The sequence below is a fragment of the Trueperella sp. LYQ141 genome, assembly GCF_046599555.1.
Taxonomy (GTDB): domain Bacteria; phylum Actinomycetota; class Actinomycetes; order Actinomycetales; family Actinomycetaceae; genus Trueperella.
On the sequence record NZ_JBKIWQ010000001.1, the window covers coordinates 373453 to 398871 of the forward strand.

Genomic DNA, 25419 nt, shown 5'->3' on the forward strand with positions numbered 1-25419 from the left:
GTAGCTCTACCTGTGAGCGTGGGAGTAGCCGCATCGGGCATGACCTTGGGCGGAGTTGAAGTATGCCGAGGAGAGTCGGCGGATGAAAACGAAGAAGGTGTGCTGTCCATGATCCTTGATCCATCACGTCGGTTTGAACTGGGAACGTTGTATTTCACTGTAGTGTGTTTTATCTGCTGAGCACAGTGCGGTCTTACTCGGTAGACTATTTTCGTGGAGGGCTGATTTTGTTGACGGTTGCCAGCCGCAGAGCAGCTCGATAGCCGGCAAGGGAGCATGGATGAAAGTTCCTGAGTTTCTGTACTCAATATACGAACGCAGACTAGCGCGGGAGATTGCCCGTCCGAATATTCCAACACATGTTGGCATCATTTTGGACGGAAATCGCCGCTGGGCAAAAGCTCTCGGATCATCGGCTGCGACGGGTCATCGTCGCGGTGCAGACCATATCAGCGAGGTATTGGGCTGGTGCGAAGAAGCCGGAATCCAGATCGTCACCCTATGGATGCTGTCAACAGATAACCTCAAACGCAGTAACGCCGAATTGACTGAACTCATCGGCATTATCTGTGACGCGGTTGAGAATCTGGCGGCCAGCCAGCGCTGGAAAATCCGCATGATTGGCGATCTGACGCTAGTTGATTCCCAGGCGGCGCAACGATTACAAGCATCACAACAGGAAACATCCCAGATTGAGGGCATGACGGTCAACGTCGCGGTGGGATACGGCGGGCGGCAAGAAATCACGAACGCCGTGCGAAGCTACCTTGCAGAATGTGCACAACGCGGGGCCAGCCTAGAGGACGTCGCCCGCGAAGTAACGATCGCCGATATTACTGACCACATGTACACCAAAGGGCAGCCTGATCCAGATTTGATTATCCGTACCTCTGGTGAGCAGCGTATGAGCGGATTCATGCTATGGCAGACGGTACATACGGAACTGTACTTTTGTGAGGCGTACTGGCCAGAGTTCCGGCGAACTGACCTCTTGCGGGCTTTGCGAGATTACGCAGCGCGAGAGCGCCGTATGGGAAAGTAGCTGAACAGCCTGAACGGTACAGCGCAGACGTACTCCCGCACTATGCTTGGCCGTCAGGGGTACGCCTGGCAACTGGCAGAAATAAGGATCCCACTGCAGAAAATGCTGGCAGGTAACATTAGATCGTGAAGTAGCGCCCCAGCTCGATTAGCTCGTCGCGAGTAGGGGGATTAGCTCCGGCTCGCGATACCGTGATCCCCGCAGCGGCCACCGCATAGGTCGCTACTGAAGTTAACGTCTTTGCGGAGATTGAGCTGAGAGCATGCCCGTCGGTCCCTAATACACTCACCCGTGCTAACCCGTCAATTAAAGCTGCCATAAGGGCGTCACCTGCGCCCACGCAATCGACAACCGTTACCGAGGCAGCGGGAACACTTATGGAATGAGTGCCAGTGTATATGCGCATTCCATCAGCGCCAGTAGTGATAGCGACGAGCTTGACGCCAGCATTAAGGAATCGGGCGGCAGCCTCGTCCGGATCAATGGGATGACCGGCGAGTTCTGCTAAATCCGCAGCGGAGGCTTTAACCACATCGAGATACGGCACAAGACGAGCAATATCATCAATCACAGCTTGGGCTGAGCGGAGAATGGAAAGCCGCACATTCGGATCATAGGAAATCGTGGAATATGGGTGGAGAAGTTCAATCCACCGCCGGACGGTATCCGCGCCAGGGTGCAGGTGAGCGCCGATGGATCCAATATGGACGTGCTGCGGAGGGGCTGCAAGGAGCTCGGCAATCTCTTCAGCGCTCGTCGGTGGCTCTCGGTAAGCACAGTGGACATCGAAACGATATGTTGGCGCGCCATAGTCGTCAATTGTCGCTAATGCGATGGAGGTTGGTTCAACGACGATGGAATCAGGGAGCAGATGTACACCGGCGTTGTCTAGGTAGCGCCGAATTGTTAGCCCGTCAGCGTCATCCCCTATTCGAGTGAGCAGGTGGGCGTTGCGGCCGAGCCGTGCCAGACCGACGGCAACATTCATCGGAGATCCACCAGGATGGCGAGTCGTTGTTCCGTCTGCTCGTTTAACGACGTCGATCAGGGATTCGCCGATGACCAGGCAACTCATGACAGCCCCTCACCCTGACTCTCAGGTGTGGCGAAGTTGTGAGGATGATTCGACGCCGAGGATTGCGTTGGGGTCTTAGATGGTGAATCTGGTGCGTGCCCATTTGAGATTGGGGAGGTATTGCCATTGCCAGAGGATTCCGCTGAATGATCCGAGGTATCGAGGGCGCCAGCGGAGGTTATCCGAGCGCGATCTTGGGCGGCTTGTAAGCGTTGGCGGGCGCTATCGAGCCAGGCTTCACAGCGGCGTGCAAGGGCTTCTCCGCGTTCCCATTGGGCGATGGCCTCATCCAGCGATAAATTCCCTTGGTCAAGAATGGCGACGATACCCGCTAGCTGCGAGCGCGCCTCCTCGTAGCTCAATGCGGCTACTTCGGCATCGAGCTCGTCCGGCGTGCGAATGGCAGATTGTGGAGTGCTCATAGGCGTTCCTTTCGATCCGCAGGGGTGATCCGGTCGATAGTGATATCGAAAGACCCGTCAGCCAACGTGGCGTGGGCGACCATGCCGACGTTAGCGTCGCGCACGCGAGAGAGAACTCCGTGCGGGGTACGTAATACAGCGTACCCTCTTTGCAAAGTAGCCAGCGGAGAAAGCGCGCGCAAATGCGCAATATCTGAAGCCAGTGAGGTGCGTTGCTCGGCGGTGAAGCGGTTAATAAGCTCAGTGAGCCACTGACGCTGGTAGCGTAAATCTTCACCGCGCATATCGACCAGGCGAGTTGGCTGCGAGAATGCCGGATGTGAGCGCAAAAGCTGGACGTCGTGTGCGGCCGTTGCCAGGCGGTTCGTAATAGCGGAACGTCCACGCTGGAGGGCAGCAGCGAGCTGTTCTTTTTCTTCGCTCATATTTGGGACGACGTTTTTTGCCGCGTCGGTCGGGGTTGACGCACGGAAATCTGCAACCAGGTCTAGCAGTGGGCAATCTCCTTCATGGCCAATTGCAGAGACGACGGGAATCGGTACGGCACTGACTGCGCGCAGGAGCCGCTCGTCAGAGAATGGGAAGAGATCTTCGACGGAGCCGCCGCCACGGGCAAAGATGATGACGTCAACCTCGGCTTGTTGGGCGAGAGTGTCTAATGCTCCGAGCATCTGGTCAACGGCAGTGGGACCTTGAACGACAACTTCGCGAATATCGAAACGTGCGGCAGGCCAGCGACGGACGACGTTTTCCACGACATCTTCTTTTGCTTTGGTGTTTCGACCGCAAATTAAGCCGATTGTGCGTGGAAGAAAGGGCAGTGGGCGTTTGCGGGAGGCATGGAAGAGCCCTTCGGCGGCGAGTTGGGCGCGCAGTGCTTCGATGCGAGCCAGGAGATCGCCGGTGCCGACCGGGCGGATGTCGAATGCTTGGAGGGTGAATTCCCCTTTTCCGTCCCAAAAATCAGGTTTGACGCCGAGAACGACTCGCATTCCTTCGTGTAGTCCGGCAGGGATTGCAGTCGTCCAGATCTTCACCTGCATACTGCGGTTATCAGATGGATCTTGTAGCCGGAAGAATTGCACTTTCGCCCCAGGGCGCATGGTGAATTGGGTGATTTCCCCCTCTACCCAGAGTCGGGAAATGTGCGCAATATATTCTTTCATCTTCACAGCGAGCAGCCCTAGTGGCCAGGGGTGTTCGGGCGTGGTGAGATCAGTGCGCTGTGGAAGATGTGGCGGAATAGTGACTGGAGTCGTCATTCTTTAAGAATACGCCATTTGTGGGTGCGCCAAACAGATAGCGGCTTATCGAGATGGCAGTGCGCATTGGTGCGCTGCGATGGCAGTGGATCCGCGCTTTAGGATAAGAGCGCGTGCTGTATGCGGCGGGTAGTTTTTCTGCGATGTGTGGTAGCAAAATGCAATTTGGATAGCGGAGCAAAAATAGAAGGGGTGGGCGTCCCCGTTTAGCTTTTAGTGAAGGTGTACTGGTGAGAAGGTAGTGGTAGCACGTGAGGAATAGTGGGAGCGTGAGCATTGGAAAGTACTGCTTAGGCGGGGGCGGGCGGAGAAAGGAAATAGCGGGCGCATAATCAGGCTGTCAGGTGCAGATAGCTGAAAATGTGAGTCGCTTGGATATGCGCGGCCATGAGCGTCGGAAGTCTATTTCCTATGAAACAGGTGTAGCTGTGGATAGCTCACGGTGTGGAACCTGGCTAGGGGTATCATCGACGTTGACGCTGTGGGTGCGTAGGCTATGTCGGTAAATAGCTATGTGCTGTTGGGCAGGAATTGTTATTGTGGCTAGGAATATGTGAGGAGATGACGTCGATGGATAAAACTGCTGAGCAGGTAACTCCGATGAGCTTAGCTGGCGCTTCGGCATTTCCGCAGGATATTCCGTCGTCCCCTGCGAGGGATGGCAAGCGTATTCTCGTGGCGACTCCACGCGGATACTGTGCTGGAGTGGATAGAGCTGTTGACGCGGTGGAAAAGGCCTTAGAGCTTTATGGGGCACCGATTTATGTGCGTAAAGAGATCGTGCATAACAAATTTGTGGTCGAAACCCTCTCGCGTCGTGGGGCAATTTTTGTTGATGATACCGATGAAGTGCCGGAGGGTGAGCGCGTCGTTTTTTCCGCTCATGGGGTTTCCCCGCAGGTGCATGAACGGGCTGACGCTCGTTCCTTGCTGACAATCGATGCGACCTGCCCATTGGTGACGAAGGTGCATAAACAGGCCATTCGTTTCGCGCACGATGATTACGATATTCTGCTGATCGGTCATGCTGGGCACGAAGAAGTGGAGGGGACGTACGGAGAAGCTCCGGCTCATATTCAGATCGTTAATGGCCCGCAAGACGTCCCGAATATCCAGGTTCGCGATCCACGTCGGGTGGCATGGATTTCGCAGACGACTTTATCGGTAGATGAAACGCTGGAGATCGTCACATTGTTGCGGGAGCGATTCCCAGAATTAATTGATCCGCCTTCGGATAACATCTGTTATGCCACGCAGAATCGTCAAGGGGCCGTGAAAAAGATGGCGCCGGAATCTGATGTGGTTATTACCGTCGGTTCGGCAAATTCCTCGAATTCAATGCGGCTCGTTGAGGTGGCCTTGGAAGCAGGCGCGAAAGCGGCATATCGGGTGGATAAGGCTGAGGAGTTGCGCGAGGAGTGGTTCAGTCAGGCGCAGACGGTAGGGGTGACTTCAGGGGCGTCCGTCCCGGAGATTTTGGTTCGCGATGTGGTGGATTGGTTGAAGGTCTTAGGTTATACCGAGGTTATTCCGGTGACGACGGTCCAGGAAGACGTCCAGTTCTCTTTGCCGAAGAATCTGCGGGCAGACTTAAAAGCGATTGGTGTTGAGCCAGATCGCCCACATAAGGTGCGAGCGCGAGAGCAGCGCCCACAGACTTCTAATGCGCGCCGGACGGAGAATATCGTAGGGCATAACCGATCAGAGACGACCGCGTCTGAGTAGAGCACTATGCAGGGCTATGCTCGTTTTGCGTATCTTCCTTATCTAATTACTTTCGCGGAACTGCCGATTTTTACTTGGCTATTTTGTTGCAGAAATTGCCTTTAGTGTTGGTGCGGGCATTGAAGATCGTTCTTCTTTCTCTCATGCTGCCAGCAGTTATGTGATAGCGTTGCGGGTAACGCCCTGTTTTACGCATGTTTATATATGTGCGCACGCATTCATCGGGGAATGTGAACGTTAAAACACGGCGGCGTAGCGCACTGTTGCACACCACTAAATAGTGGAAAATTACTGCTCTCGTGTGCAAAGTTGCGCGGAAGAGGAGAATAAAAATGAGAACAAATCAGAGCGGTCATGCCGCTCGATGGAGTCGAATAATATCGGGGATTGCTAGCGGGGCACTGTTGGGCGTCGCATTAGTTGGAATCGGTGGGCACAACGCGGTGGCGGCCGATGCGACGGATCTCGTCACGAATGGTGGTTTTGAAAAAGGTCTTGACGGCTGGAAATCAGGAAAGTTTTTCCAAGAATCGGCGTCAACCATTGAGATTGTCAGCGATGACGTACATTCGGGCTCTGCGGCCGTCAAAGTGAGTAACCGGAAGGCAACTGACGCAGGTATCGTCCAGTCGCTTGCTGGAAAGTTTGTCAAAGGTGAGGAATACACGGCGACGATGTGGATTAAATCCACAGAAGACGCCACCTTTAACATGACGGTATGTGCTGGTGATTTCTCTGGATGTGGCCAGTTGGCCTCCGCTGCGGTGAGCGCGGGCACATGGACGAAGATTACCGGCAGTGCTGCCTTGCAGGTTAACGATGAGAAGCCGTCGCTTGTTATTGAGACGGTGTACAACTCAGGCAAGACGGCGGATTTCCTAGTTGATGACGTCTCTATTATGGGTACTCCGCCGCAGCCTGTGGTGCGTCCCGTTGGAAAGGCGCAAGCTGCCAAACAGATTGGGAAATCTAATCCCATTATCGACTACTGGTATGGTGCCGATCCCTGGGCGATGGAATACAACGGGCGAGTGTATGTTTATACGACGGGTGACGCCACCAAGATTAATCCTGATGGTTCCTTGACCTATGACTATGAGTACGACGCTAAAGGGAATATCAAAGATAATTCTTTCGCAGATGTTAAGACCATCAATGTGTTATCCACCGATGACATGGTGAATTGGCGCAATGAAGGGTATATCCGTGTGGCGGGTCCGCAAGGGGTTGCGCCGTGGGCAAATAATTCTTGGGCGCCTGCCGTAGCACACAAGACGATCAATGGTGCGGAAAAGTTCTTCCTGTATTTTGCTAATGGCGGCTCGGGTGTCGGGGTGTTGACTTCGGATAGTCCGGTTGGACCGTGGTCTGATCCAAAGGGAGAGCTGCTTATTAAGTGGGGAACGCAAGCGTCAGAGGGCGTGGTTTGGCTCTTTGATCCGGCGGTTCTCGTTGATGATGACGGGACGGGTTACCTCTATTATGGTGGCGGCGTGCCGGAGGGGAAGAAAGAGCATCCGAATACGGCTCGCGTCATCAAACTGGGTGAGGACATGATTTCCACGGTGGGTGAGGCCCAGCCTATTGATTCTCCGGCAATGTTTGAAGATTCGGGTATCGCAAAAATTGGGGATACCTACTACTACACGTATTGCACGAATTTCAGTCATGAAAAGACGATTGACTCTCATGATATTGGTTATGGAACGATTGGGTATATGACCTCGAAGAGCCCGATGGGTCCGTTCACCTATCAGGGAGAGATTATGCAAAACCCTGCCAAATATTTCGGGGTGGGTGGTAATAATCATCATGCGATGGTCAAGCTCGGTGATTCATGGTACATGGCCTACCATGCGCAGACGGTTGCGAAAGCCTTAACTGACGGGGGAAATCTTGATAAACCGCGAGGCTACCGCAATACTCATCTGGACCCAATCACTATTAATGCTGACGGTACGATCGCCGATATTGTCATGACGTATGACGGCTTGCCGCAGGTGAAGAATATGGATCCGTATGTTGATGGCGGTATTCCGGCTTCGACGATTGCTTGGGATTCTGGTATCCGTGACGTTTACCAGCTCAGTTCCGGGGTTCGCGTCGTTGATATTACTCCCGATAACAGCAAGGGGCAGAAGCTCACGAATATCAATAACGGTGAGTGGACGGCTTTATCTCAGGTTGATTTTGGTCAGCCAGGAGCGGCTCAAATAACTATTTCGGCGGCTGGTAAGGCTGGCGGTAAGGTTGAGGTCCGGTTAGATTCCTTGGATTCCGCGCCGGTGGCAACGGTGAATATTCCAGCCGGTGACGGTTCGACGCCGGCGGATTATCACGCGCCAATGACGGCAACTGGGGTGCATAATGTGTTCTTCAGTTTTGTGGGTGGTGCGGAGCGTGCTGCGGCGCCGGAGGCAGCAGAGCTATTTGACCTGTATTCTTATCGCTTCGCTAAAGGTGCCGCTGTAGATACGACGCAACTTCAGGCTGAGGTGGATAAGTCGCAGACGCTAAACAGCGCAGATTACACGGAGGGCTCGTGGAAGCAGTATATGGCTGCAATTGACGCGGCTCGTGATGTTTTGCGGCGGGCAGCAGAGAATAATGCAACCCAGGCGGATATGGATGCGGCGCTCGCAGCAGTTCGAGCTGTTGTGTTAGAGCCAAAGCCTGCTGATCCAGGGGATAAGCCAGTGGTTCAACCGGATAAGCCAGGGGGAACGCCGACGCATCCGGGTACTCCGACGCCGCAACCAGAGGGCACAGTTATTGCCTCAAGCCATTCTGGTGCTTCGCTCAGTCATACCGGAGCGGCAGTTTCGGTAATAGGGCTGGTTGCTGTTGCTTTGCTGATGGGTGGCGTCTGTATGACGGTAGCGCGTCGCCGTTTTTAATAGGCGGATAGCTGGATCGTTGGATGTTGAGATAACAGAGGTTATGATTCTCCGGCGGTAACAACAAGGAATCCGGTGGGGTGTGGGCAGGAATAAATTATGTGCCCCACCCCACCGCCTCATATTTGGGCATGCATCTTGCTTTAGTGAAGTCCGGTTATGCGCTTTGTGGATTGGTATTCGGGCAGGCGTCGGGGCATGATTCGCGTTCTGTGAGGAGTGCCAGTGACGCATTGAGGAAATAACTGCGCAGCTCAAAATGAGAATCTCTCTGGATTCAGTGTTTAGCTATGTCAGTTGCCTAGTAGATCGTCTCAAGATGTTATAGGGGTTTACGGCTAATGATTGGGCGTGGGTCGTATATGAGTATCGTCTAGGTGTGACGGGCAGGGCAGACCGTCGTGGTTGATTGCCTGGAACGAACGGGCGGTAGCCAGTAAGCGAGATTCTAATGATCCAATGGTTTTGTTATATTCCGATACTGATTGCCCTAGAGATTTTCCGAGTTGGTGTAGGTGCTGTAATACAACGGATAGGCGATCAAGCAATGTTTGACCGAGCTCGATAATATCGTGAGCTTCGTGGGAGATTGCGTCTGCTGCCCAGACGGCTGCAATGGAACGTAATAACGCCAGTAGCGAGGTGGGGGAAGCTAAGACGATATTGCGAGTCATTGCGTATTCCAACAACGTGGCATCGTTATGTAAGGCGTGAGATAGCAATGATTCTGCGGGTAAGAAGAGGATCGTTAATTGAGGAGAATGTGGAAAATCATTGGGGTAGTTGCGCTTTGCCAGGGAATCAATATGCCGACGTACTGCTTTGGCGTGTTGTGTGAGTAATTCGTTACGCTCGGCAGCGGCAGAGAGATCTTCGGCAGGGATCTCCATCGCTTCGAGATAGGAATCCATTGGAACTTTGGAATCAAGCGGGATATGCGCATCTCCAGGCAGATGAACGATGGCATCTGGGCGACCAGCAGAACGGGCACTAGATGAGACTTTGCTGGAGCTTGTTTGCATATCAAAATCAACATGTTCCATCATGCCGGCAGCTTCAATAATGCGCCGCAATTGCACTTCTCCCCAGGATCCGCGAGCAGATCCACTGCGCAAGGCTGCATTGAGTGAGGATGTTGTATGCGCCAGATCAATATAGAGCTGCTCTTCTCGGCGTAATTGCGCCACAATCTGTGAGTGTTGGCTGGCGGCGGTATTCTCCATGCGGTGCATGTGCGTCGTGACTTGCTCAAGTTGCTGGGTGAGAGGAGCTAAGACCTGTAAAACCTGCGTGTCGTAAGCGCTCTGTTCGCTGAGCTGCTCATTATGGCGGCTCAGCGTTTCGGCTCGGGCAACGGCTGCTGCGGCTTGAGCGCGGTATTCACTTTCACGTTCGGAGGCCTGGCGAGCCTGAGTGGCGCAACGAGAGATACCAATGAGGTATCCCATGACGCCACCGCAGACAAACGCGATGACGATAAAGAAAATTGAGAGGAAAGAAATCGTCATATCGTCAGTCTACTGGGTGTTCCATTAAGAAATTTTTACGTCAGCTCGCGCATAAGTCTGTGGATAAGCCTATCTCCTGTGCATCAACGACATACAGTATTCAGGCGCTAATTATCCTGGAGAGCACGAGTGAGTGTCATAAAGATGAACAGGAGAATAGGAGGTGACCGCTAGATGTAGGAAGCTTCGCCATCGGCGGGATTAGTTGTTGCCGCACAAGGGCGGATACTAGCTAGTCGTAACAGCTACACGGTTTCAGGGTCAGGCTCCGAGCCAACAGTTACCCGATAGCACGTATCTACTGCGCCTTGCATCCAGCCAACGAATACGCCGGTCATGATGGCTGCTACCAGCGTTCCTTCGCGCACTCCTTCAATGCCGGATAAGAATAGAAAGGAGATAGCCAGACCTGACAGAACAAAGATGACGTCATTACACACTTTGATGGTGGGTACCTTCATTCGCGTTACTTGCGAAACTGCCACCAAGATTCCTTCAGTAGGGAGGAAATACTTTTTGGTCGATACTTCGCATGCGATCCCCAGTGCCATAATGGCAACCGCGATAATCATCTGAAGGATCTGCAGTGGATAGCTTGTAGGAGTCAAATGCCAGGAGCGGCATATTGCCATGCAGCCATCAAGAATAACGGATTGAAGTAATGCTAAGGGGACCTGCACCCAGTACCATTGGGGGAAATCTTTGCGCAGCAAGGCCCACTGCAGTACCACAAGTAGTGCACAAATAATGAAATTCCAGGTGCCGAAGCTCCACCCCGTCACAAGATACAGGGCCCACATTGGCGAGCCAATAGGGGATGTACCTAGGCCGGCAAGGGTCAACAATGCAATGCCGAGGGATAGGAAGGTGATACCGACAGTAAAGAACGCAATATTTTTTATCTCACGAAGCACTCTCATACCATAGCGGGCATTTTGCGTGATGGTAACGAGAAGCGGCAGAGGTGAGCGAGATTACCATCGAGTCCGGTGCGTGGCGGTATCCACCGATAATCGTTGCGGTATGCGATGCCGGGAAGATTATATTTCATAATATCTGGCATGGTTCTGAGGAGACGCGCTGGAGTCCGGCAATGTTTTGCAGGTCAAGCGACACTCGATTACGCATTGATAGGTGAGTCTTCAAATATCAGAATTCTTTCGGAAATAATCCAGATAATTACCGCTCTATTCCCATGATCTTTCATGGTTCTCTCAGTTGAATTGTTGTGGCGGAGTGCACTAGCGTCGCCGCGATTTGATGAGAGGACCGAACGTGACACTCATGTCGAAATGGTGGCCGATAGGGGCCGGAGTTATCACCGTAATTTTGATAGCTCTAGCCGCTATGCTGCTCATGCGCAAAGGGCTATGGCGGCGCTGTGGTGCTGCGGGCGTTACCGTGCTTGCCGCAGCCAGTGCGCTAGCTGCCATCGGGCTGACGTCGAATCTTCAAATGGGCTTCTTCTCCAACACCTCAGCACTCTTTGCTCTGGCCGACGATGATACCCAGGCCTTAAAGCCGGTGGCTCAACCAGCCACCGAGGTGGCCGATGACGGGCGGATCAGTGCCGATACTGATCCAAGCCCAGATCCGCAGTGGCATATGCAAATGGTGCCTAGTGATGATATGACTAACGTCTACCGTGCGGACTGGACTGGTCCGAATTCTAAAGTGTCGTCCGTGGTAGCTGTATGGTTGCCACCGGGATACTCGCCAACTGACGGAAAGACGTATTCCGTCATCGAGTTCATGCACGGATTCCCTGGATCGTGGCGAGGGGTAGTGCGGGCATTGAACTGGGAAACCACGTATAGCAGTCTTATCGCTGACGGCACGATAAAACCCACCATTTTTGTTGTGCCTGATTTGATTAGCAATGAAGGCGAACCGGACTGCCGCGATTTCCCTGGACGCCCGCAAGTCGAGACGTGGGTGACGCGCGATGTGCCAAAAGCGATTCGATCTACGTTCCCCAACGTATCTAGTGAACGTCAAGATTGGGCCATCTACGGCATCTCGTCGGGCGCTTACTGTTCGGCGAATCTGGCGCTGCGTCATCCGCAACTGTACGGCGCAGGGATCTCAATGTCAGGCTTTGATCAGCCTTTGATGGGGGCGCTCTCACACGCCGACGCGGCAACGCAACACGACAACGTCATCTCACAGATGATCGCAACACTCAACCACCCCGCGGCACTCTACCTAGCGTCCACAGCCTCCGATCCGGATGCGATGGCTATGATCAACAATGCGAAAGCATTGAAAAACAATAACCTCAACCTACAAACCGTCGTCCAAGACGAGGGAGGGCACACGTGGAAGACATGGACAAAACAGCTACCTGACGCGTTGCGATGGTGGCGTTCAGATGGCGTACAGAACTGGGTTAAAACCGTGGAAAACCCGGCTGCACATTCCTCACAAGCTGCGGCGGCTGCCACGCCACAACCGCCAGCGGCATCGACAGCAGCTCCAGCTAATGTGACCGCCAACAATCCGGCTAATGCTACAGCTAATACCGCAGCAGGCGAAATCGACCCCGCCACAGCGGCCAACCAATTAGACGCTATTATCCCGCCATGTCCACCGTTTAGCCTGATGGGGACTGGAACCATCATCCTTGCAAGCCTCATCGCGCTCGCGCTACTACTCGCGGTGACGATACTGTTTCCTGGCTACACCCTTCGCCCGGTACGCCACCGATCCGTGCCCGGTGCGCCGCCACCTTCGCGCACCCGCACCGCACGGTTAGCGTCAGCCCATTCATCCAGCGTATCGGTTGTCTCACGGTCTCAACGGCCTCACTCCAACGCTGCGTCTATTCCGGTTGATCGTCTCAGAACGCCGCTGAGACGCCAACGCCCGCAACAACACGTGCCAACAGTGAAGCCAAAGGCATGGCGACGTCGATACGCTGTGGCTCTTGCAGCAGTCCTCATTGTGGTTATTGCGCTTGTGGTGGCGGCATTGTTGAAGTTCAACGCAGATGAACGATTCTTTACCTCATTGCCAGAGCTGATCAGTGGTCTGCCGACGATGTTCCCGTAACGGGCGTTCAGTGGTCTAAACTAGAGGGCGTGGCTTTAACAATTGGTATTGCAGGCTTGCCCAACGTCGGCAAATCGACTCTTTTCAATGCGCTCACGCGAGCAGACGTCCTTGCTGCGAACTATCCGTTCGCAACAATTGAACCTAATGTTGGTGTCGTTCCCTTGCCTGATCCGCGCTTGGATACGCTGGCACAAATGTATGATTCGGCGCGGGTCGTCCCGGCAACAGTGTCATTCGTTGATATTGCCGGAATCGTCCGTGGCGCCTCGGAAGGTGAAGGACTTGGAAATCAATTCCTCGCCAACATTCGTGAAGCTGACGCAATCTGCCAGGTGACGCGAGCATTCGCCGATCCCGATGTGACCCATGTGGATGGGTGCGTCAATCCAGCCGCCGACATCGAGACAATCACAACCGAACTTGTGCTTGCCGATATTCAGACATTAGAAAAGCAACTCCCACGGCTACGTAAAGAAGTTACCGGCAAGAAAATTGGTCCAGAGTACGTCGCCGTCGCTGAGCAGGCGTTGGAGATTTTGTCTGAAGGAAAAACTTTATATTCAGCGGGGCGTGATCTCGATCCGGCAATTTTGGCGTCTTTCCAGTTGATGACCACTAAGCCCTTCATCTATGTCTTTAATACTGACGACGAGGGGCTGGCTAATGAGGAAATGCAGCGAGAGTTACGCGAACTCGTTGCACCGGCACAGGCAATCTTCCTCGACGCGAAATTTGAATCAGAATTGGTGGAACTCAGCGGCGAGGAGGCTCGCGAACTGCTGGAATCGACGGGGCAGACGGAAGCTGGTTTGGATCAGCTTGCCCGCGTCGGCTTTGAAACGCTGGGACTGCAGACGTATTTAACTGCTGGTCCGAAAGAAGCTCGCGCGTGGACGATTCGCAAAGGCTGGACGGCACCACAAGCAGCCGGGGTCATCCACACCGATTTCGAGCGCGGCTTCATTAAAGCGCAAGTGATTTCTTACGATGACCTCATGGAATACGGTTCAGAGGCGGCGGCAAAAGCGGCAGGCAAGGTCCGTATGGAGGGCAAGGATTACGTTATGCGTGACGGAGACGTCGTTGAGTTCCGATTCAACGTCTAGTTGTGCGATGTTGTGGGGATTCTGAGTGGTGGCGTGCGCTAAGAATCATCGCTAATCCTGTGGACATGATGCCGGTACGGAAATACGTGGCATCGTGCCAGGATTAGCGGCCTATGAGGTTAAACGCAGAGAGATCTGGTCTGTTCGTAGAGGGATGTGGTCTGTTATTGCGCTGAGCTTGTGGCGTCACAGCAATAGTGCGGAGTAAGACCGGCGATATTTTGCGAAAAATTGCCGGTAGTCGGATAGAAGAACTATCCGACTTGATCTCTTGCGTGCGGTGAGTTGATCTTTTGCGCGTGGTGAGGTCGCTTTTTTGTGGGTGCCTTGATATGTGGATTTGCCTTTAGCGCACGAGCAGAGCGAGCGATACTGCTCTAATATCTCCCTTTCGTGCGATAGTTTTGCACGAGACCTTTTCGTTCGTAGTAAGGGGAAGATCGAATCCATCTTGAAAAGATACTAAGGAATTAGCCTAAGGGAATGACGAGAGGGAGTCCGAAGAGCTGGCATAACTGGAAGATAGTGACGATTAGGAGTGATCGGTACCAGTTAGAGGACCCTGCGGGTTGTGGTGTGCGTTAAAGACGGCAGCGATGTGCTTTTTGACCTCGCGACCGAAGCGATGGTGGTTAAAAATGCGATTCGATATTTTCACTTGGCGACCATCAGCGGTGTGAACTGTTATATGTACTTCGCCTCGGCTCCAGCCGCTGTCGTAGCTCAATTGTTCAATCTCGTCGTAGCGAACTCGTTCCTCTTTCTTCCGCCAGCCACTGACGTAGACGAACTCGTCTGCATAGAAAAATACTCGTTCATTCCGGACCTCTATGACCGTTGCTATTAATGCCGCCAGGCCCAGCAGCAGTAAAAGAATCGTGATGGTGATGGGTAGGAAGTCGTGGAATACATTTTTCCAGGTGCCTTTGATAATCCCTACGGTCGGTACGCCGATGACTAGCGCGGCCAGGACGAGGATTGTCAGATAGGGAGTGAAATTTGGTTTGAGGACGAACTGTGGAGTCTGTGATGTCTGTGGGGTGCTCCATGTGGAAAAAGGCTCAGATTCTTTGCTTCGGAACGGACCGTCTTGTGTATTCATGTGCTGTCACCTCGTATCTGATTGTGCTCGCCGTCTGCTGATGAGAGAACGCGCCGCCTAGGAGTGAGTTTGCCGTGCGCGCAGCGAAAGTCGGAAACGCTTCACAGTATCCAGTATAGGAGTTTACGTTCTGGCACTAGTGCATGTGGGTTTATATGAACTGACGCAGGAAGTCCGATGAATCGGGGGGGGGAAAAAAAAGAGGAGAGAGAAAGCAATACGTCGATCATTATGGGTGACGAAAAGGCGCGGCAGGATTACTGCTTGAGCACGATTTGTTGCAAATGCTTGGTAGCTGCCGGTTTGGTGTGATGAAAATGTTATAGGTGAGGTGATGACGGCACCTGGCCTCCCCGTGAAGGCGAAACGCTATCCGTTGATTGTGTAGCAATAGATGTGAGTTGCCATAGAGATAGTTGTGATAGATGCAAGCCGTAATGGCGGTAAACCTAGAGGGAACTATAACGAGGATGAGCTATCGTAGCGATGAAACGCGATAGTCGCAGGTGAAACGGCCTATATTCTAGCCCGAGATGTTCACTCATCATGCCCTCATAATTATGAGAATCTCTAGATAAATACGCAACTATATCGGCAATTGCGGTATCTTCACTGTAGAGAATGAATGATGTGGAGGTAGAAAAGTGGGTGAATCTCAAGATTTTGCTGCGTTAGCGGCAGATCCACAGACGCCATTAGAAACATTGCACTATATTGCAGCTCAGTATCCGCAGTTACGTCCGGCAATCGCATTGAACCCATCGACGTATCCGGCCTTGTTGGAGTGGTTGGGTCAGCTGGGTGATCCAGCCGTAGATGCGGCCTTGGCGCAACGAGGGAGCGAGGGTGCTTCGTATCTGAATGCCGATGAGGGTATGAGAGAAACAGCAGTTGACGCTGCAGGTAGCTACTGGGAATCTGAGAATACGGTTGTAGATTCGGCTGAGGTAGCAGGCGAAACGGCAGATACGGATGGCATGACGGAGACGTCAGTTATGCCTGCTGCTGGTGAATACTCCACAGATGATCGGTCGCTGGAAAATCTCCAATCGGCGAACGAGGGTGTAGATTCGGTTGACGCGGTGGCGTGGGAAGATGAAAAGCCTAGTGGAGCTGACGAGATGGCACATACGATGGTGAATGCCGTCGTGGCTGATGTTCCAGATATGCCAGCCGAGATGGCGACGAGTGCTGCATTAGCGGGTATGGCTCCAGATACCTCAGATATGTCGGTGGGTTCGGCAGATGTGCCGCCGCTAGGGGTGCCCTCAGCTGATATGTCAGCCGATATGCCAGTCGAGATGTTGACGGCGCACTATGCTGGGGAGGCTTCACACCAGGAGTTTTCACCCGATGAAGCGCATATAAGCGACGCTGGGGCAGCACAAACGGGTGCGCCGCAGTCAGATTCGGACTTGGAGTACGACGCACAAACGGCTGAAACGGGTAACGCCGACGTGGAAATGCTGGAAGCGGAGGCTGCCAGAGCGGGGGCGAGTCAGATAGCTGCTGCCGAGGCAGATACGGTGCAGGCAACGAGCGTTGATACTGCGACAGATACGGCACATATTGACGCTTTAGATACTGCAGAAAACACGGCAGAAGATACCGCTGAGGCAGGCGCACCCAGCGCTACCGAATGGCAGGATTACCCGCAGACCTCATATATGGCAGGCGCTATGCGAGCTGAGGAGCCGGCGAGCGCTGAGAGCACGCCGGATGCCTCGAACCGATCCACGGAATACATCCCGAGGTATTCTCCCGGATATTCAGAATCTGCGCCGATCAGCTATCCGGTGGCTGGCTCGCCGGTTGCTGCTCATGAGTACTCGGCGTCTCAATCCTCGGCACAGAACCATGCGCCAGCTAATGCAGTGTTGGCGGAAGAAGCTAGCGTTCCTGCATATCAGCAGGCGGCGTATGTGCCGCAAACGGTTAACCCATCTCCGGCATATAACGAGCAGAAAAAAGATAACTCTCGCAAGGGCCTGGTGTGGTGGATTCTGAGCGGGATCGTCATTATTCTGGGTCTGCTGTTAGCTGCGTGGCTAATTTTCGGAGGCAAGGGTAAAGATGCTGAGGATCCGAATGCGTCCCAGCCTAAGGCCACCTCATCAGTGGAGAAAACCGAACCTAAGGAAACGAAGCCAGCGTCTCCTAGCCCGTCTGCATCACAATCAAGTGATGGCAAAACAAAAGAAGATGCTGATAATGGGGATAAAACGACGCTGACGGAGGCTGACTACGCTCAGCAGATGCATTCGATTTCCTGCGTCGATATGCAGAAAATTACCCAAACGACGATGAAATATGCGAAACAGGCTGGCGATATTCCGGAAAGTGAGTTCCTCGCTTCGCCCTATGCTCAGACGATCACGAAAGAAGTGCATGAGCTAGGGGCGCGTTGTGGATCGGCGAGCGCGGAGTATCTCAGCGCTATGCTGCAAGCTCAAAGCTCTAGTAAGAATCTCGCTGAGCTCGGAGAAAAGATCAGCGCTGATTTCAAGCCGGCGACGCCGACGCCCAGCCCGAGTTCGACGAGTCAACCAGGGGCATTAGCTGGCGGTTTTTATACCCCGACAGGAAATATCTCCTGTACGTTCCCGCAAAATGATCCGCATATCGGGGTGCAGTGCACCATCTATGCCGATCAAAATGGGCAGTCAGCCAGTTATGTTCTCCAGCCGGGAACGGGAGGTACGGATAACGTCAGTGGTGGATCAGTTGTTCAGCTTGACCAATCACAATATGGGTCAACCTTTACCCATGCTGGTGTGACCTGCTCGGTAGCACGTGAAGGCGTCACCTGTACTCGCAACGGCACTTCGGATAGGATCTTCCTTTCCCGTGAAGGGCATGGAGCCTTCTAGCCGTAGGCGCGAAGAACGAGCTTGTAGAAGAACGGCAGGAGCGCTAAAAATACGACGGTAAAAAGTGGGCCGCCCCGAGAATCTCTCGGGGCGGCCCACGTGCTTGATCCGGCGTAAGCGATTATGCCGGATCAAGCACCGTTTATATCGCCAGCATGGGGATTACCGGCGACGTTGGCGCAGGGCAACCATGATGACGCCAGCGGCTGTCAGACCAGCAGCGATCAGGATGGGCATACCCACGGCAGCGCCGGTATTCGGTAGTGCGCTGGGGGCGTCGCCCTCTGCAATGATCGGCTGGCTCGGTGTAGGAGCTGGCTGTGGTTGCGGAGTCGGTTGCGGCTGAGGCTGCGGCGTCGGGCTGGGGTTAGCAAACAACACAACAGCGGTGCGTCCCGGTACGCTTATCGTGCCGGTGGCCGCATCCCATGAAACCTTGCCAATAACCGAGGCGTCCACACCGTTCGCCTGAATGTCATTAACGGTGTAGGTGCGCCCAGCAAGTTGCGCGATAGTTTGCGTCTGCGTCTGTGGCGTGGCATTAATCGCGATTAATGCGCCATCGTGAGCAGAATCAATATCGGTTGCAACTGTGCCCGGCTTATCCTCGATATGCATCAGGAGCAATCCGGGGACGGCCTGCGGCCCTGATCCGGGGAAGGTCACGCGCTCGCGAATCAACGCAGCAGATCCCAGTGAGAACAGCGGCGAGGAGGAACGTACCTTGAGTAGCTCTTGGGCCATCAGGGTCGATTTCTCCATATCCGCGTGCGTCGGCTTAAGGTCGGCGTTGCGCAGTAACGGAGCCATCCACGACCACTTTTCACCGTTCTTTGATTTAACGGGTAAGCCGTGGCCGAAGCCGTTATCCTGCATCGTCCAGTCAATAGCGTTGAAGTAGTCACCGGAGTTGTACGAATCGCGATCTAAGGACTTCGAACGCAAAATATCCGTGCCGGCATGCCAGAACACTGGCGACTGCCCCCAAGTGACCGGAGCGAGAGAGATAATGTTCATCCGCACTCGATCGTTCATTGAGGTGCTCGTCGGTAGCTTCATGACGTTCAGATCGAAAAGCGTCTCGTTGTCATGCGCATCGACGTAATTGACGTTCTCGGCCGGTTCGCTCGCAAAGCCAGCGTGCTGGCCGTTGTAATCAATCTCTTCACCGCGTTTCGTCGTGCCGTCGGCAGTGGTGAAGGAGTAATCCTTCAGATTTCCAGCCATTCCGAGACGAATGAGATCGGTGGAATGGACCAGACGGGCCTTTTGCTCATCTGGGCTGAGCTTGCCGATCCCGTTTGGATCACTGAACAGCCCGTTGCCGAAGCCTTGGAATTCGCGCACGTCGGAATCGAAGGGGCCGCCACCGTGAACAGCATCGCGCAAACGGTCATTGAATGATCCGATGCCTGTGCCATCTAGCTGCCCTTGCTTTGCTTGGATGAAGCGAGCGTTATCCGCAACTTCGCCGAAATTCCAGCCTTCGCCGTACATGTAGATGGACTTGCCATCCACGCCGTCTTTATCCAAGGTCAAGGCATCCAAGGCCGCCCGAGCCGCCTGCATATTCTTTACTGAATGGTGTCCCATAAGGTCGAAACGGAAGCCATCAACGTGGTAATCGCGTGCCCAGGTTACCAGGGAATCGACCATGAGCTTTTCCATCATGACGTTCTCAGTAGCGAGGTTGGCACAGCACGTGGAGTTTTCTACCTTGCCGGTGTTCGACAGGCGGTGGTAGTAGTCCGGCACGATCTTATCTAGGACGGATTTCTCGTCATCGCCGGAGGCTGAGGAGTGGTTATATACCTGATCGAGGACCACTTGATAGCCAGCAGCATGGAGCCCGCCGACCATAGCACGGAACTCGTACGTGCGTCCGTCACCGTTTTGGTTTTCGTCGGTGGTGTAGGAGCCTTCTGGCGTCTGGTAGTGGTACGGGTCGTATCCCCAGTTGAATCCGTCCGTATCGGCAACCTTGCTGACCGCTTCCTGCTGGTCAGGTGAATCTGGACCAGCTGCAGGAATTGTTGGAACGGCCTGGTTGGCGCGCAGTTCAGGAATGGTGGTGATGTCGAAGCTGGGCAGCAGATGAATGGTGTTCATCCCGGCAGCCGACAGATCGCGCAGGTGCTTCATTCCGGCAGAATCTGCGTAAGTGAAAGCCATGTATGTGCCACGATCTTTCTCTGCCACGCTTTGATCGGCGATAGAGAAGTCGCGAATATGTAGCTCGTAGATATTGCGGGCAGAATCGTTGCGAATCTGCGGGGCTGGCGTCGTGGCCCACTGTTGCGGGATGAGGCGCGCAGCGCTGAGATCGGTGACGACGGATTCTTTGGAATCTACCGTCAGAGCCTTGGAATATGGATCGGTTACATAGGAGTTCAACATCTTGTTTTCCACTGGGGAGTAAACCGAGACGTTCCACAGGTATGTCTTACCGAGCATATTCTCGTTTTCCGGGCTCTCTACCGTCCAGATACCGCTCTGGGCATCTTTGGAGGCCGGGATAATGATGTTGCCGTGGCCAAGATCCATCTGGATGCCCACTGTCTGTGCGGTGGGCGCCCAGAGTCGGAAAGTTGCTGAACCGTTGGGCTTTAGCGTTGCGCCAAGTTCGGCGTTGCGGGCCTGGCCAGCATAAAGAGCGTCGAGTACTGGCGCGAGCTGGATACCCGTGAATGCCACAACCTGCCCGGCTCGTTGCCCAGCGATCATGTTCTGGCCGATCAGTAGCTTTTTCACATCGTCGGTGGTCACTTTATCGGGCAGCGTGTAGGCGGTGTAGCCAGTCAAATGCGGATATTGCGCTACCGTTGCGGCGTCAAGTGGGCCTGCCGAGGTCAGATCCAGGCTTTGTGTATCTCCGGTGATGCCACCATCAACGAGTGTGGCATTGGCGTATGGGGAGTTGACCAGGGAGTATGCCACTGCCGGGTCGCCGTCCTTGGAGGGGACGAGATCTGCTGGTAGGGCGATAGTGCGCTCATTGACCCAGTAGGCGCGCAGTTGCCCGAATCCGGCGACGGATGTGGCCGAAGAGGCAATGGAGAGCACGTGGGTCTTGGGGTCATATACGAAAGTCACGGGTTTCCCGTCGGCAATTTGGAATTCATAATTTGCTCCTCCGGCAGCTCCGCCTTGCCCGTAGTTGACGTCCCAACTGCCGCCGATAGCTACTTTTGCTTCGTAAGCACCAGCGGGAATGCGGTCGGTGCGCCACAGGTATGTGCCGTCGGTTTGCGGGAAGAGGATAGGCATGCGGCAATCAGGTGCCCAGTCACCTGAGCAACCTAGGGCTTTCTGCATGGATCCGGCGACAACGACGGTTTGGTTGTCGGGAACAAGACCGGCTAGGCCGGTGGCGGGGTCAAAGTAGATATGGGCTGGAGAACCATCGGAATGGACGGCAATATTTGATCCGTTTGCTTGCCCGTTAGATCCCCAGTTTTTGTCCCACGATCCGCCTTGAGCGATCTTAAATTCGTAGTCCCCTTCCGGCAGGGTGATAGGTAGTGAGTAGATGCCGGTGGGCTGTGCCTTGAGGACTGAGGCTTCGCAGGCGGGGTCCCAGTCTTTTGCGCAACCTAATGCGGTTTGGATGGTGCCGGGGGCGGTGTAGTCGTCAGCGCCGACAGCGCCATACGCGCGTGATGTTACGCCCGTTCCCACTGCAGTGGTGGTTAGGGCGAAGATGCCGAGGCATGCGAGCCAACGGCGGCGTGTTCGCCGAGTTGTGGCATGTGTCTGCTGTGACAAAAGATCCTCCGTACTTCGTTGTTCGTCGTTGGATTGTCAGCCGTCGGTACGTTTCATGCCGGAGCCGACAGCAGTGGCGGCGGATGAAATATGCCAGACGGATTGATGCCAGCCTAAAACAGTGGGGACGGGTTTTCGAGACGGTGAAGCGAAGTTGTTATGGCTGGGTGCGTGCGCAATTGTGCCGATACGGCCACTAAAATAAGATTTTTTCTTAAAATATGCCTCTGACCTGCGGAAATAATAAAAAATCGGGGCTGTGCGGCGAAAATTATCGCACAGCCCCGATCGCGTTTCAGCAAATAATAGCGCTAATTCTGCAAGGAATGGCGCTAGTGCTCCGGCGAGTTTCTAGCTCTCGCGAGCCTTGAGGAGATCGCGGATTTCTTCGAGCAGGATGGTTTCGTCGGTCTTGACGGGGGCGGCCTCGTCTTCGCCGCGCTTCTTTGCCTCTGCCATCTTGTTGATCGGGTAGACCACGAAGAAGTAGAGGGCGGCAGCGACGATCAGGAAGTTGACCGCGGCTGTCATGATTGCGCCGGGGAGGATTTCCGTCTGGCCACCGTTCATGTGGATCGTCCACACGCGATCGAAATCTGGCTTGCCGAATAGGCCGCCGATCAGCGGCATAAGGACCTTGTCGTTCAGTGCGGCGACAATTTTAGAAAATGCGCCAGCGATGATAACGCCAACGGCTAAGTCAATAACGTTTCCACGGGCGATAAAATCGCGAAAGCCTTTCAGCATGGATAGCCCTTTCTGGGTGCATAAGTTAGTAGTGGGCGCCCGTTGCGTGCGCGATGGCCGAGATGGCATCTGGGGTGCCCAAAAATGACAATGTTGATCCTAAGGGGTGGGGTATCTCAGCGGAAGCCAGACATAGTGTGATTCCGCTTTCAAGTGAGTTTTGCTCGGTCTGTATGCGAAATCTGTTTCAAGTAAAACAGAATCGTTCTAATCTACCTGGATGTTATGAGTTTTCTTAGGCACGAAGTTGGGTGTTATCAGGCGTTTTATTGGTGTGTACTGACGGCGAATCGTGCAGTATCGGCGGAGGCAGGTGCAGGGGGGGGGAGAATAGATCAGTAGCCGGAATTGGAATCCCTGGTAATTAGAGTTAGAAGCCCCAGTAGCTGGAATTGGATGCCGGTGCTTGTAGATAGCTGGTGATTGCAAATAGCTGATGATTGAGGCCGAGCCGACGGTTGGGGTGCGAGTTGCTGACCAGGGCTACTGTCGAAGCTTGCAATATATGCCGAGGGGCGAAGTTGGGTATTTAATGCCGGCGCATAGGCGGTTGTGAGGCAATAGTAGAACGGTGATGGTAAGGAGGAGGGTGTGTGTGGGGGGGTAAGGAGAAGGACGTGAGGGCAGGGGAAACCTGGCCGCGATAGCTGCGATAAGACGAACTGCTAGTAGTCGGATCTATCTGCGCACCAGCGCTATGGGCAGCTCTCGTCGCGCTCATACTGTTGTTGTTTCTAGTGTGTACCGTTGTCGGTCCTAGTATGTACCGTCGTCAGCCCTAGTGCTTATAGGTTCTTCTTTGGTGATGTGGGCGGTACAGTAGCAGTTATGATTCACCCCATTCACGTTTATGGTTCTCCGGTTCTTCATCGCGATGCTGAGCCTGTCACTGTCTTTGATGACGAGTTAGCTCAACTTGTTGAGGATATGTATGAAACGACGATTGCTGCCCCTGGTGTTGGTCTAGCTGCCCCACAAATCGGGCTCAATAAGGCGATGTTTGTGTGGGTCTACGATGAGCATGATGGGCCGGAGCGAGGGGTGGCCATTAATCCCACTTTGCTCATTGAGCCAATCGATACCTGCGATCCAGATGAGGAGGATGAAGAGGGGTGCTTGTCATTCCCTGGGTATTCTTTTGCGCTACGCCGTTCGCCCTATGCCTTGTTAGTTGCGCAGGACGAGACGGGTCAGTGGTATGAGCTGGAAGCGGAAGGCTGGTTTGCTCGAATTTTGCAACATGAATACGACCACCTCAAAGGGCGAATCTACGTCGATCGGTTACACGGCGCCGACGCTAAAGCAGTGCGCAAGATTATGACGAAAGAGCGCTGGAACGTCCCCGGAGTGACCTGGATGCCAGGAAGTGATGAGTATGAGTGATCTGTTGGTGGCGGCGAGTAAGGCGAGTAATAGGTTGGAATAGGGCACGAGTAGGTGTTCGTGCAAATAGGGAAAACAGGAAAAGGGCAGGAGTAGCAAGGGCGGCAAAAAAGAGCAGCAAGCAGGTGTGAACAGCGGCGATGCCTCCTAGCGGTGAACTGAGAATCGTTGGCAGTGAGTGACAACTGATAGCCGAGCATGAGTGAGCAGTAAACTCGGCACGGCGCGTGCGCGTGGCGGTAACGTTCGGGAGCGGGTCCAGAAAGACTGCTACTTCTCGTTAAGTACGGGTGATTCAGTTCTAAAATATGGCATTTTTCCTTGCTGTATCAAGGAAAAGTTAAGGTGAAATAAAATACCTAAGTTTTACCCCTCCCGCAAATCTGATGGGTATGTTAACGTTAGACATAACCATTACTCCGCTTTCAATGATGAAGGTCAAACCTATGAGTATTCAGATTGCTGGAAGCCAGCAGAGCCTTGAGCTGACCCCAATCGGCGCAGCGATTTTGAGCTGGGATCCGGGCGTCGGGTATTCCGTGATTGACGGATACCGAGGCGAACAGGAAATTGCGGAGCTAGACGGCTATCGCAATGCCGTTCTAGCGCCGTGGTGCAATCGTATTCGTGATGCCCTCTGGCGTGAAGGAGAAACGCAATACGATACCCGCCCCACCTCAGGTCCAGAAGGTCTGCACGGCATGGTTTACGATCAGCCGTTTACAGTTACGCAAAGCGGCGAGGGATACGCAGTGCTCGAATGCGCCGTCGAGAATCCCACCGTATTTCCTGTTCCTGTGCAGGTATCTGTGCGCTACGATCTGACAACTCCTCGGCAAATCGGGATTCGTATATGCGTGCGCAATGACGGTGACCGCCCCGCTCCATTAGGGGCAGGATTGCATCCCTACTTCCGGATTGCTGGTCTGGATCAGGCGCATGTAGAAGTGCCCGCTGCCAAGCGTATCGTCGTCAATGAAGCCCTGATCCCTGATCCAGGTAACGCGCCCTTTGTGGATTACGAACCGGCGCCCTTTGAATTGGATGACGATTTCGCAACCACTGATCTACAGGCAGGGGAAGACGGATGGGCGCGCGCTCGTCTCGTCACCGGCTTAGCGGCTGACGTAGAAGTCGGGATGGATGTGCGCCAGCATCCCCTGGCGAACTTCCATGTTTACAGTGGCGGAATGCTTGCCCGCGATACCAATCTATCCGTCGCGTTAGAGCCGTGTACGCAGTGGGCAGACGTATTCAACCGGCCCGAGTTAGCCGAACGTATCATGACCCAGCCGGGTCAATCGCTGACCTTAGACGTCACCTATACGGCGATCTTTTAAGGCGATCCCAGGTGGCATAGCGGATCACTCGACAGAGCCAACCGCAGTGCCACCATCTAAACCGATGTGTTAAAGAACTGTTAACTATAACGAACGCAGGCCGAGGGCTTGCAGAATGGAG

Annotated in this window: 17 protein-coding genes; 9 read left to right on the forward strand and 8 right to left on the reverse strand. The window is 54.0% G+C overall.

The genetic code is table 11. The annotated features are described in order from the left end of the window. The first annotated feature begins 12 nt into the window (after positions 1 to 12). Both ACLHIJ_RS01560 and ACLHIJ_RS01565 read left to right on the forward strand, forming a co-directional pair. Positions 13 to 180 (forward strand): hypothetical protein, encoded by a 168-nt coding sequence (locus ACLHIJ_RS01560; protein WP_411295899.1) that lies wholly within the window; start codon positions 13 to 15, stop codon positions 178 to 180. Between the two features lie 100 nt (positions 181 to 280). Continuing rightward, complete coding sequence (locus ACLHIJ_RS01565; RefSeq protein WP_411295898.1) at positions 281 to 1042, forward strand: isoprenyl transferase; 762 nt, start codon at positions 281 to 283, stop codon at positions 1040 to 1042. A 118-nt stretch (positions 1043 to 1160) separates the two neighbouring features. Here ACLHIJ_RS01565 and ACLHIJ_RS01570 read toward each other — a convergent pair whose 3' ends face one another. The 3 genes from ACLHIJ_RS01570 to xseA are packed head-to-tail and all read right to left on the reverse strand — an operon-like array spanning position 1161 to position 3801. After that, positions 1161 to 2117: a carbohydrate kinase family protein gene (locus ACLHIJ_RS01570; protein ID WP_411295897.1), complete on the reverse strand. Its 957-nt coding sequence runs from the start codon at positions 2115 to 2117 to the stop codon at positions 1161 to 1163. After that, complete coding sequence (locus tag ACLHIJ_RS01575; protein WP_411295896.1) at positions 2114 to 2539, reverse strand: exodeoxyribonuclease VII small subunit; 426 nt, start codon at positions 2537 to 2539, stop codon at positions 2114 to 2116. Before ACLHIJ_RS01575 ends, ACLHIJ_RS01570 begins: the two co-directional genes overlap by 4 nt. Next, entirely contained in the window at positions 2536 to 3801 is a 1266-nt protein-coding gene (gene xseA / locus ACLHIJ_RS01580; RefSeq protein ID WP_411295895.1) for an exodeoxyribonuclease VII large subunit, read from the reverse strand. The genes ACLHIJ_RS01575 and xseA overlap by 4 nt, the downstream gene beginning before the upstream one ends. A 600-nt stretch (positions 3802 to 4401) precedes the next feature. Here xseA and ACLHIJ_RS01585 point away from each other — a divergent pair. Further along, positions 4402 to 5526 (forward strand): 4-hydroxy-3-methylbut-2-enyl diphosphate reductase, encoded by a 1125-nt coding sequence (locus ACLHIJ_RS01585; protein ID WP_411296002.1) that lies wholly within the window; start codon positions 4402 to 4404, stop codon positions 5524 to 5526. A gap of 332 nt (positions 5527 to 5858) precedes the next feature. Further along, positions 5859 to 8423 carry a family 43 glycosylhydrolase gene (locus tag ACLHIJ_RS01590; RefSeq protein WP_411298334.1) on the forward strand — a complete coding sequence of 855 codons (2565 nt, stop codon included), beginning with the start codon at positions 5859 to 5861 and terminating at the stop codon, positions 8421 to 8423. A 338-nt stretch (positions 8424 to 8761) separates the two neighbouring features. Here ACLHIJ_RS01590 and ACLHIJ_RS01595 read toward each other — a convergent pair whose 3' ends face one another. After that, on the reverse strand, positions 8762 to 9931 hold the full coding sequence (locus tag ACLHIJ_RS01595) for a DNA recombination protein RmuC (RefSeq protein ID WP_411295893.1): 1170 nt from the start codon (positions 9929 to 9931) through the stop codon (positions 8762 to 8764). 245 nt (positions 9932 to 10176) lie between these two features. Then, positions 10177 to 10845: a YczE/YyaS/YitT family protein gene (locus ACLHIJ_RS01600; protein WP_411295892.1), complete on the reverse strand. Its 669-nt coding sequence runs from the start codon at positions 10843 to 10845 to the stop codon at positions 10177 to 10179. A gap of 370 nt (positions 10846 to 11215) precedes the next feature. On the opposite strand from ACLHIJ_RS01600, the gene ACLHIJ_RS01605 reads away from it, so the two are divergent. Together ACLHIJ_RS01605 and ychF are read left to right on the forward strand one after the other, a co-directional pair. Then, positions 11216 to 12982 carry an alpha/beta hydrolase gene (locus ACLHIJ_RS01605; protein WP_411296001.1) on the forward strand — a complete coding sequence of 589 codons (1767 nt, stop codon included), beginning with the start codon at positions 11216 to 11218 and terminating at the stop codon, positions 12980 to 12982. Between the two features lie 29 nt (positions 12983 to 13011). Further along, positions 13012 to 14091, forward strand: coding sequence for a redox-regulated ATPase YchF (ychF, locus tag ACLHIJ_RS01610; protein ID WP_411295891.1), 1080 nt, complete (start codon positions 13012 to 13014; stop codon positions 14089 to 14091). Between the two features lie 532 nt (positions 14092 to 14623). On the opposite strand, the gene ACLHIJ_RS01615 is transcribed toward ychF, so the two are convergent. After that, entirely contained in the window at positions 14624 to 15193 is a 570-nt protein-coding gene (locus ACLHIJ_RS01615; protein ID WP_411295890.1) for a hypothetical protein, read from the reverse strand. 644 nt (positions 15194 to 15837) lie between these two features. Here ACLHIJ_RS01615 and ACLHIJ_RS01620 point away from each other — a divergent pair. Continuing rightward, positions 15838 to 18063 carry a hypothetical protein gene (locus ACLHIJ_RS01620; protein ID WP_411298335.1) on the forward strand — a complete coding sequence of 742 codons (2226 nt, stop codon included), beginning with the start codon at positions 15838 to 15840 and terminating at the stop codon, positions 18061 to 18063. Between the two features lie 162 nt (positions 18064 to 18225). Here ACLHIJ_RS01620 and pulA read toward each other — a convergent pair whose 3' ends face one another. Next, positions 18226 to 21828 carry a pullulanase-type alpha-1,6-glucosidase gene (pulA, locus tag ACLHIJ_RS01625; protein ID WP_411298336.1) on the reverse strand — a complete coding sequence of 1201 codons (3603 nt, stop codon included), beginning with the start codon at positions 21826 to 21828 and terminating at the stop codon, positions 18226 to 18228. A 351-nt stretch (positions 21829 to 22179) separates the two neighbouring features. Next, positions 22180 to 22575, reverse strand: coding sequence for a large conductance mechanosensitive channel protein MscL (gene mscL / locus ACLHIJ_RS01630; RefSeq protein ID WP_411295887.1), 396 nt, complete (start codon positions 22573 to 22575; stop codon positions 22180 to 22182). Between the two features lie 828 nt (positions 22576 to 23403). Here mscL and def point away from each other — a divergent pair. After that, entirely contained in the window at positions 23404 to 23958 is a 555-nt protein-coding gene (gene def / locus ACLHIJ_RS01635) for a peptide deformylase (protein ID WP_411298337.1), read from the forward strand. A gap of 446 nt (positions 23959 to 24404) precedes the next feature. After that, the gene (locus ACLHIJ_RS01640) at positions 24405 to 25298 is read left to right on the forward strand and encodes an aldose 1-epimerase (RefSeq protein ID WP_411298338.1); all 894 of its coding nucleotides are present in this window, start codon (positions 24405 to 24407) and stop codon (positions 25296 to 25298) included. Positions 25299 to 25419 lie beyond the last annotated feature (121 nt).

Coding starts and splice junctions, on each gene's coding strand:
- ACLHIJ_RS01565 (WP_411295898.1), top strand. CDS start 281: ATGAAAGTTCCTGAGTTTCTGTACTCAATATACGAACGCAGACTAGCG.
- ACLHIJ_RS01570 (WP_411295897.1), bottom strand. CDS start 2,117: ATGAGTTGCCTGGTCATCGGCGAATCCCTGATCGACGTCGTTAAACGA.
- ACLHIJ_RS01575 (WP_411295896.1), bottom strand. CDS start 2,539: ATGAGCACTCCACAATCTGCCATTCGCACGCCGGACGAGCTCGATGCC.
- xseA (WP_411295895.1), bottom strand. CDS start 3,801: ATGACGACTCCAGTCACTATTCCGCCACATCTTCCACAGCGCACTGAT.
- ACLHIJ_RS01585 (WP_411296002.1), top strand. CDS start 4,402: ATGAGCTTAGCTGGCGCTTCGGCATTTCCGCAGGATATTCCGTCGTCC.
- ACLHIJ_RS01590 (WP_411298334.1), top strand. CDS start 5,859: ATGAGAACAAATCAGAGCGGTCATGCCGCTCGATGGAGTCGAATAATA.
- ACLHIJ_RS01595 (WP_411295893.1), bottom strand. CDS start 9,931: ATGACGATTTCTTTCCTCTCAATTTTCTTTATCGTCATCGCGTTTGTC.
- ACLHIJ_RS01605 (WP_411296001.1), top strand. CDS start 11,216: ATGTCGAAATGGTGGCCGATAGGGGCCGGAGTTATCACCGTAATTTTG.
- ACLHIJ_RS01615 (WP_411295890.1), bottom strand. CDS start 15,193: ATGAATACACAAGACGGTCCGTTCCGAAGCAAAGAATCTGAGCCTTTT.
- mscL (WP_411295887.1), bottom strand. CDS start 22,575: ATGCTGAAAGGCTTTCGCGATTTTATCGCCCGTGGAAACGTTATTGAC.
- def (WP_411298337.1), top strand. CDS start 23,404: ATGATTCACCCCATTCACGTTTATGGTTCTCCGGTTCTTCATCGCGAT.
- ACLHIJ_RS01640 (WP_411298338.1), top strand. CDS start 24,405: ATGAGTATTCAGATTGCTGGAAGCCAGCAGAGCCTTGAGCTGACCCCA.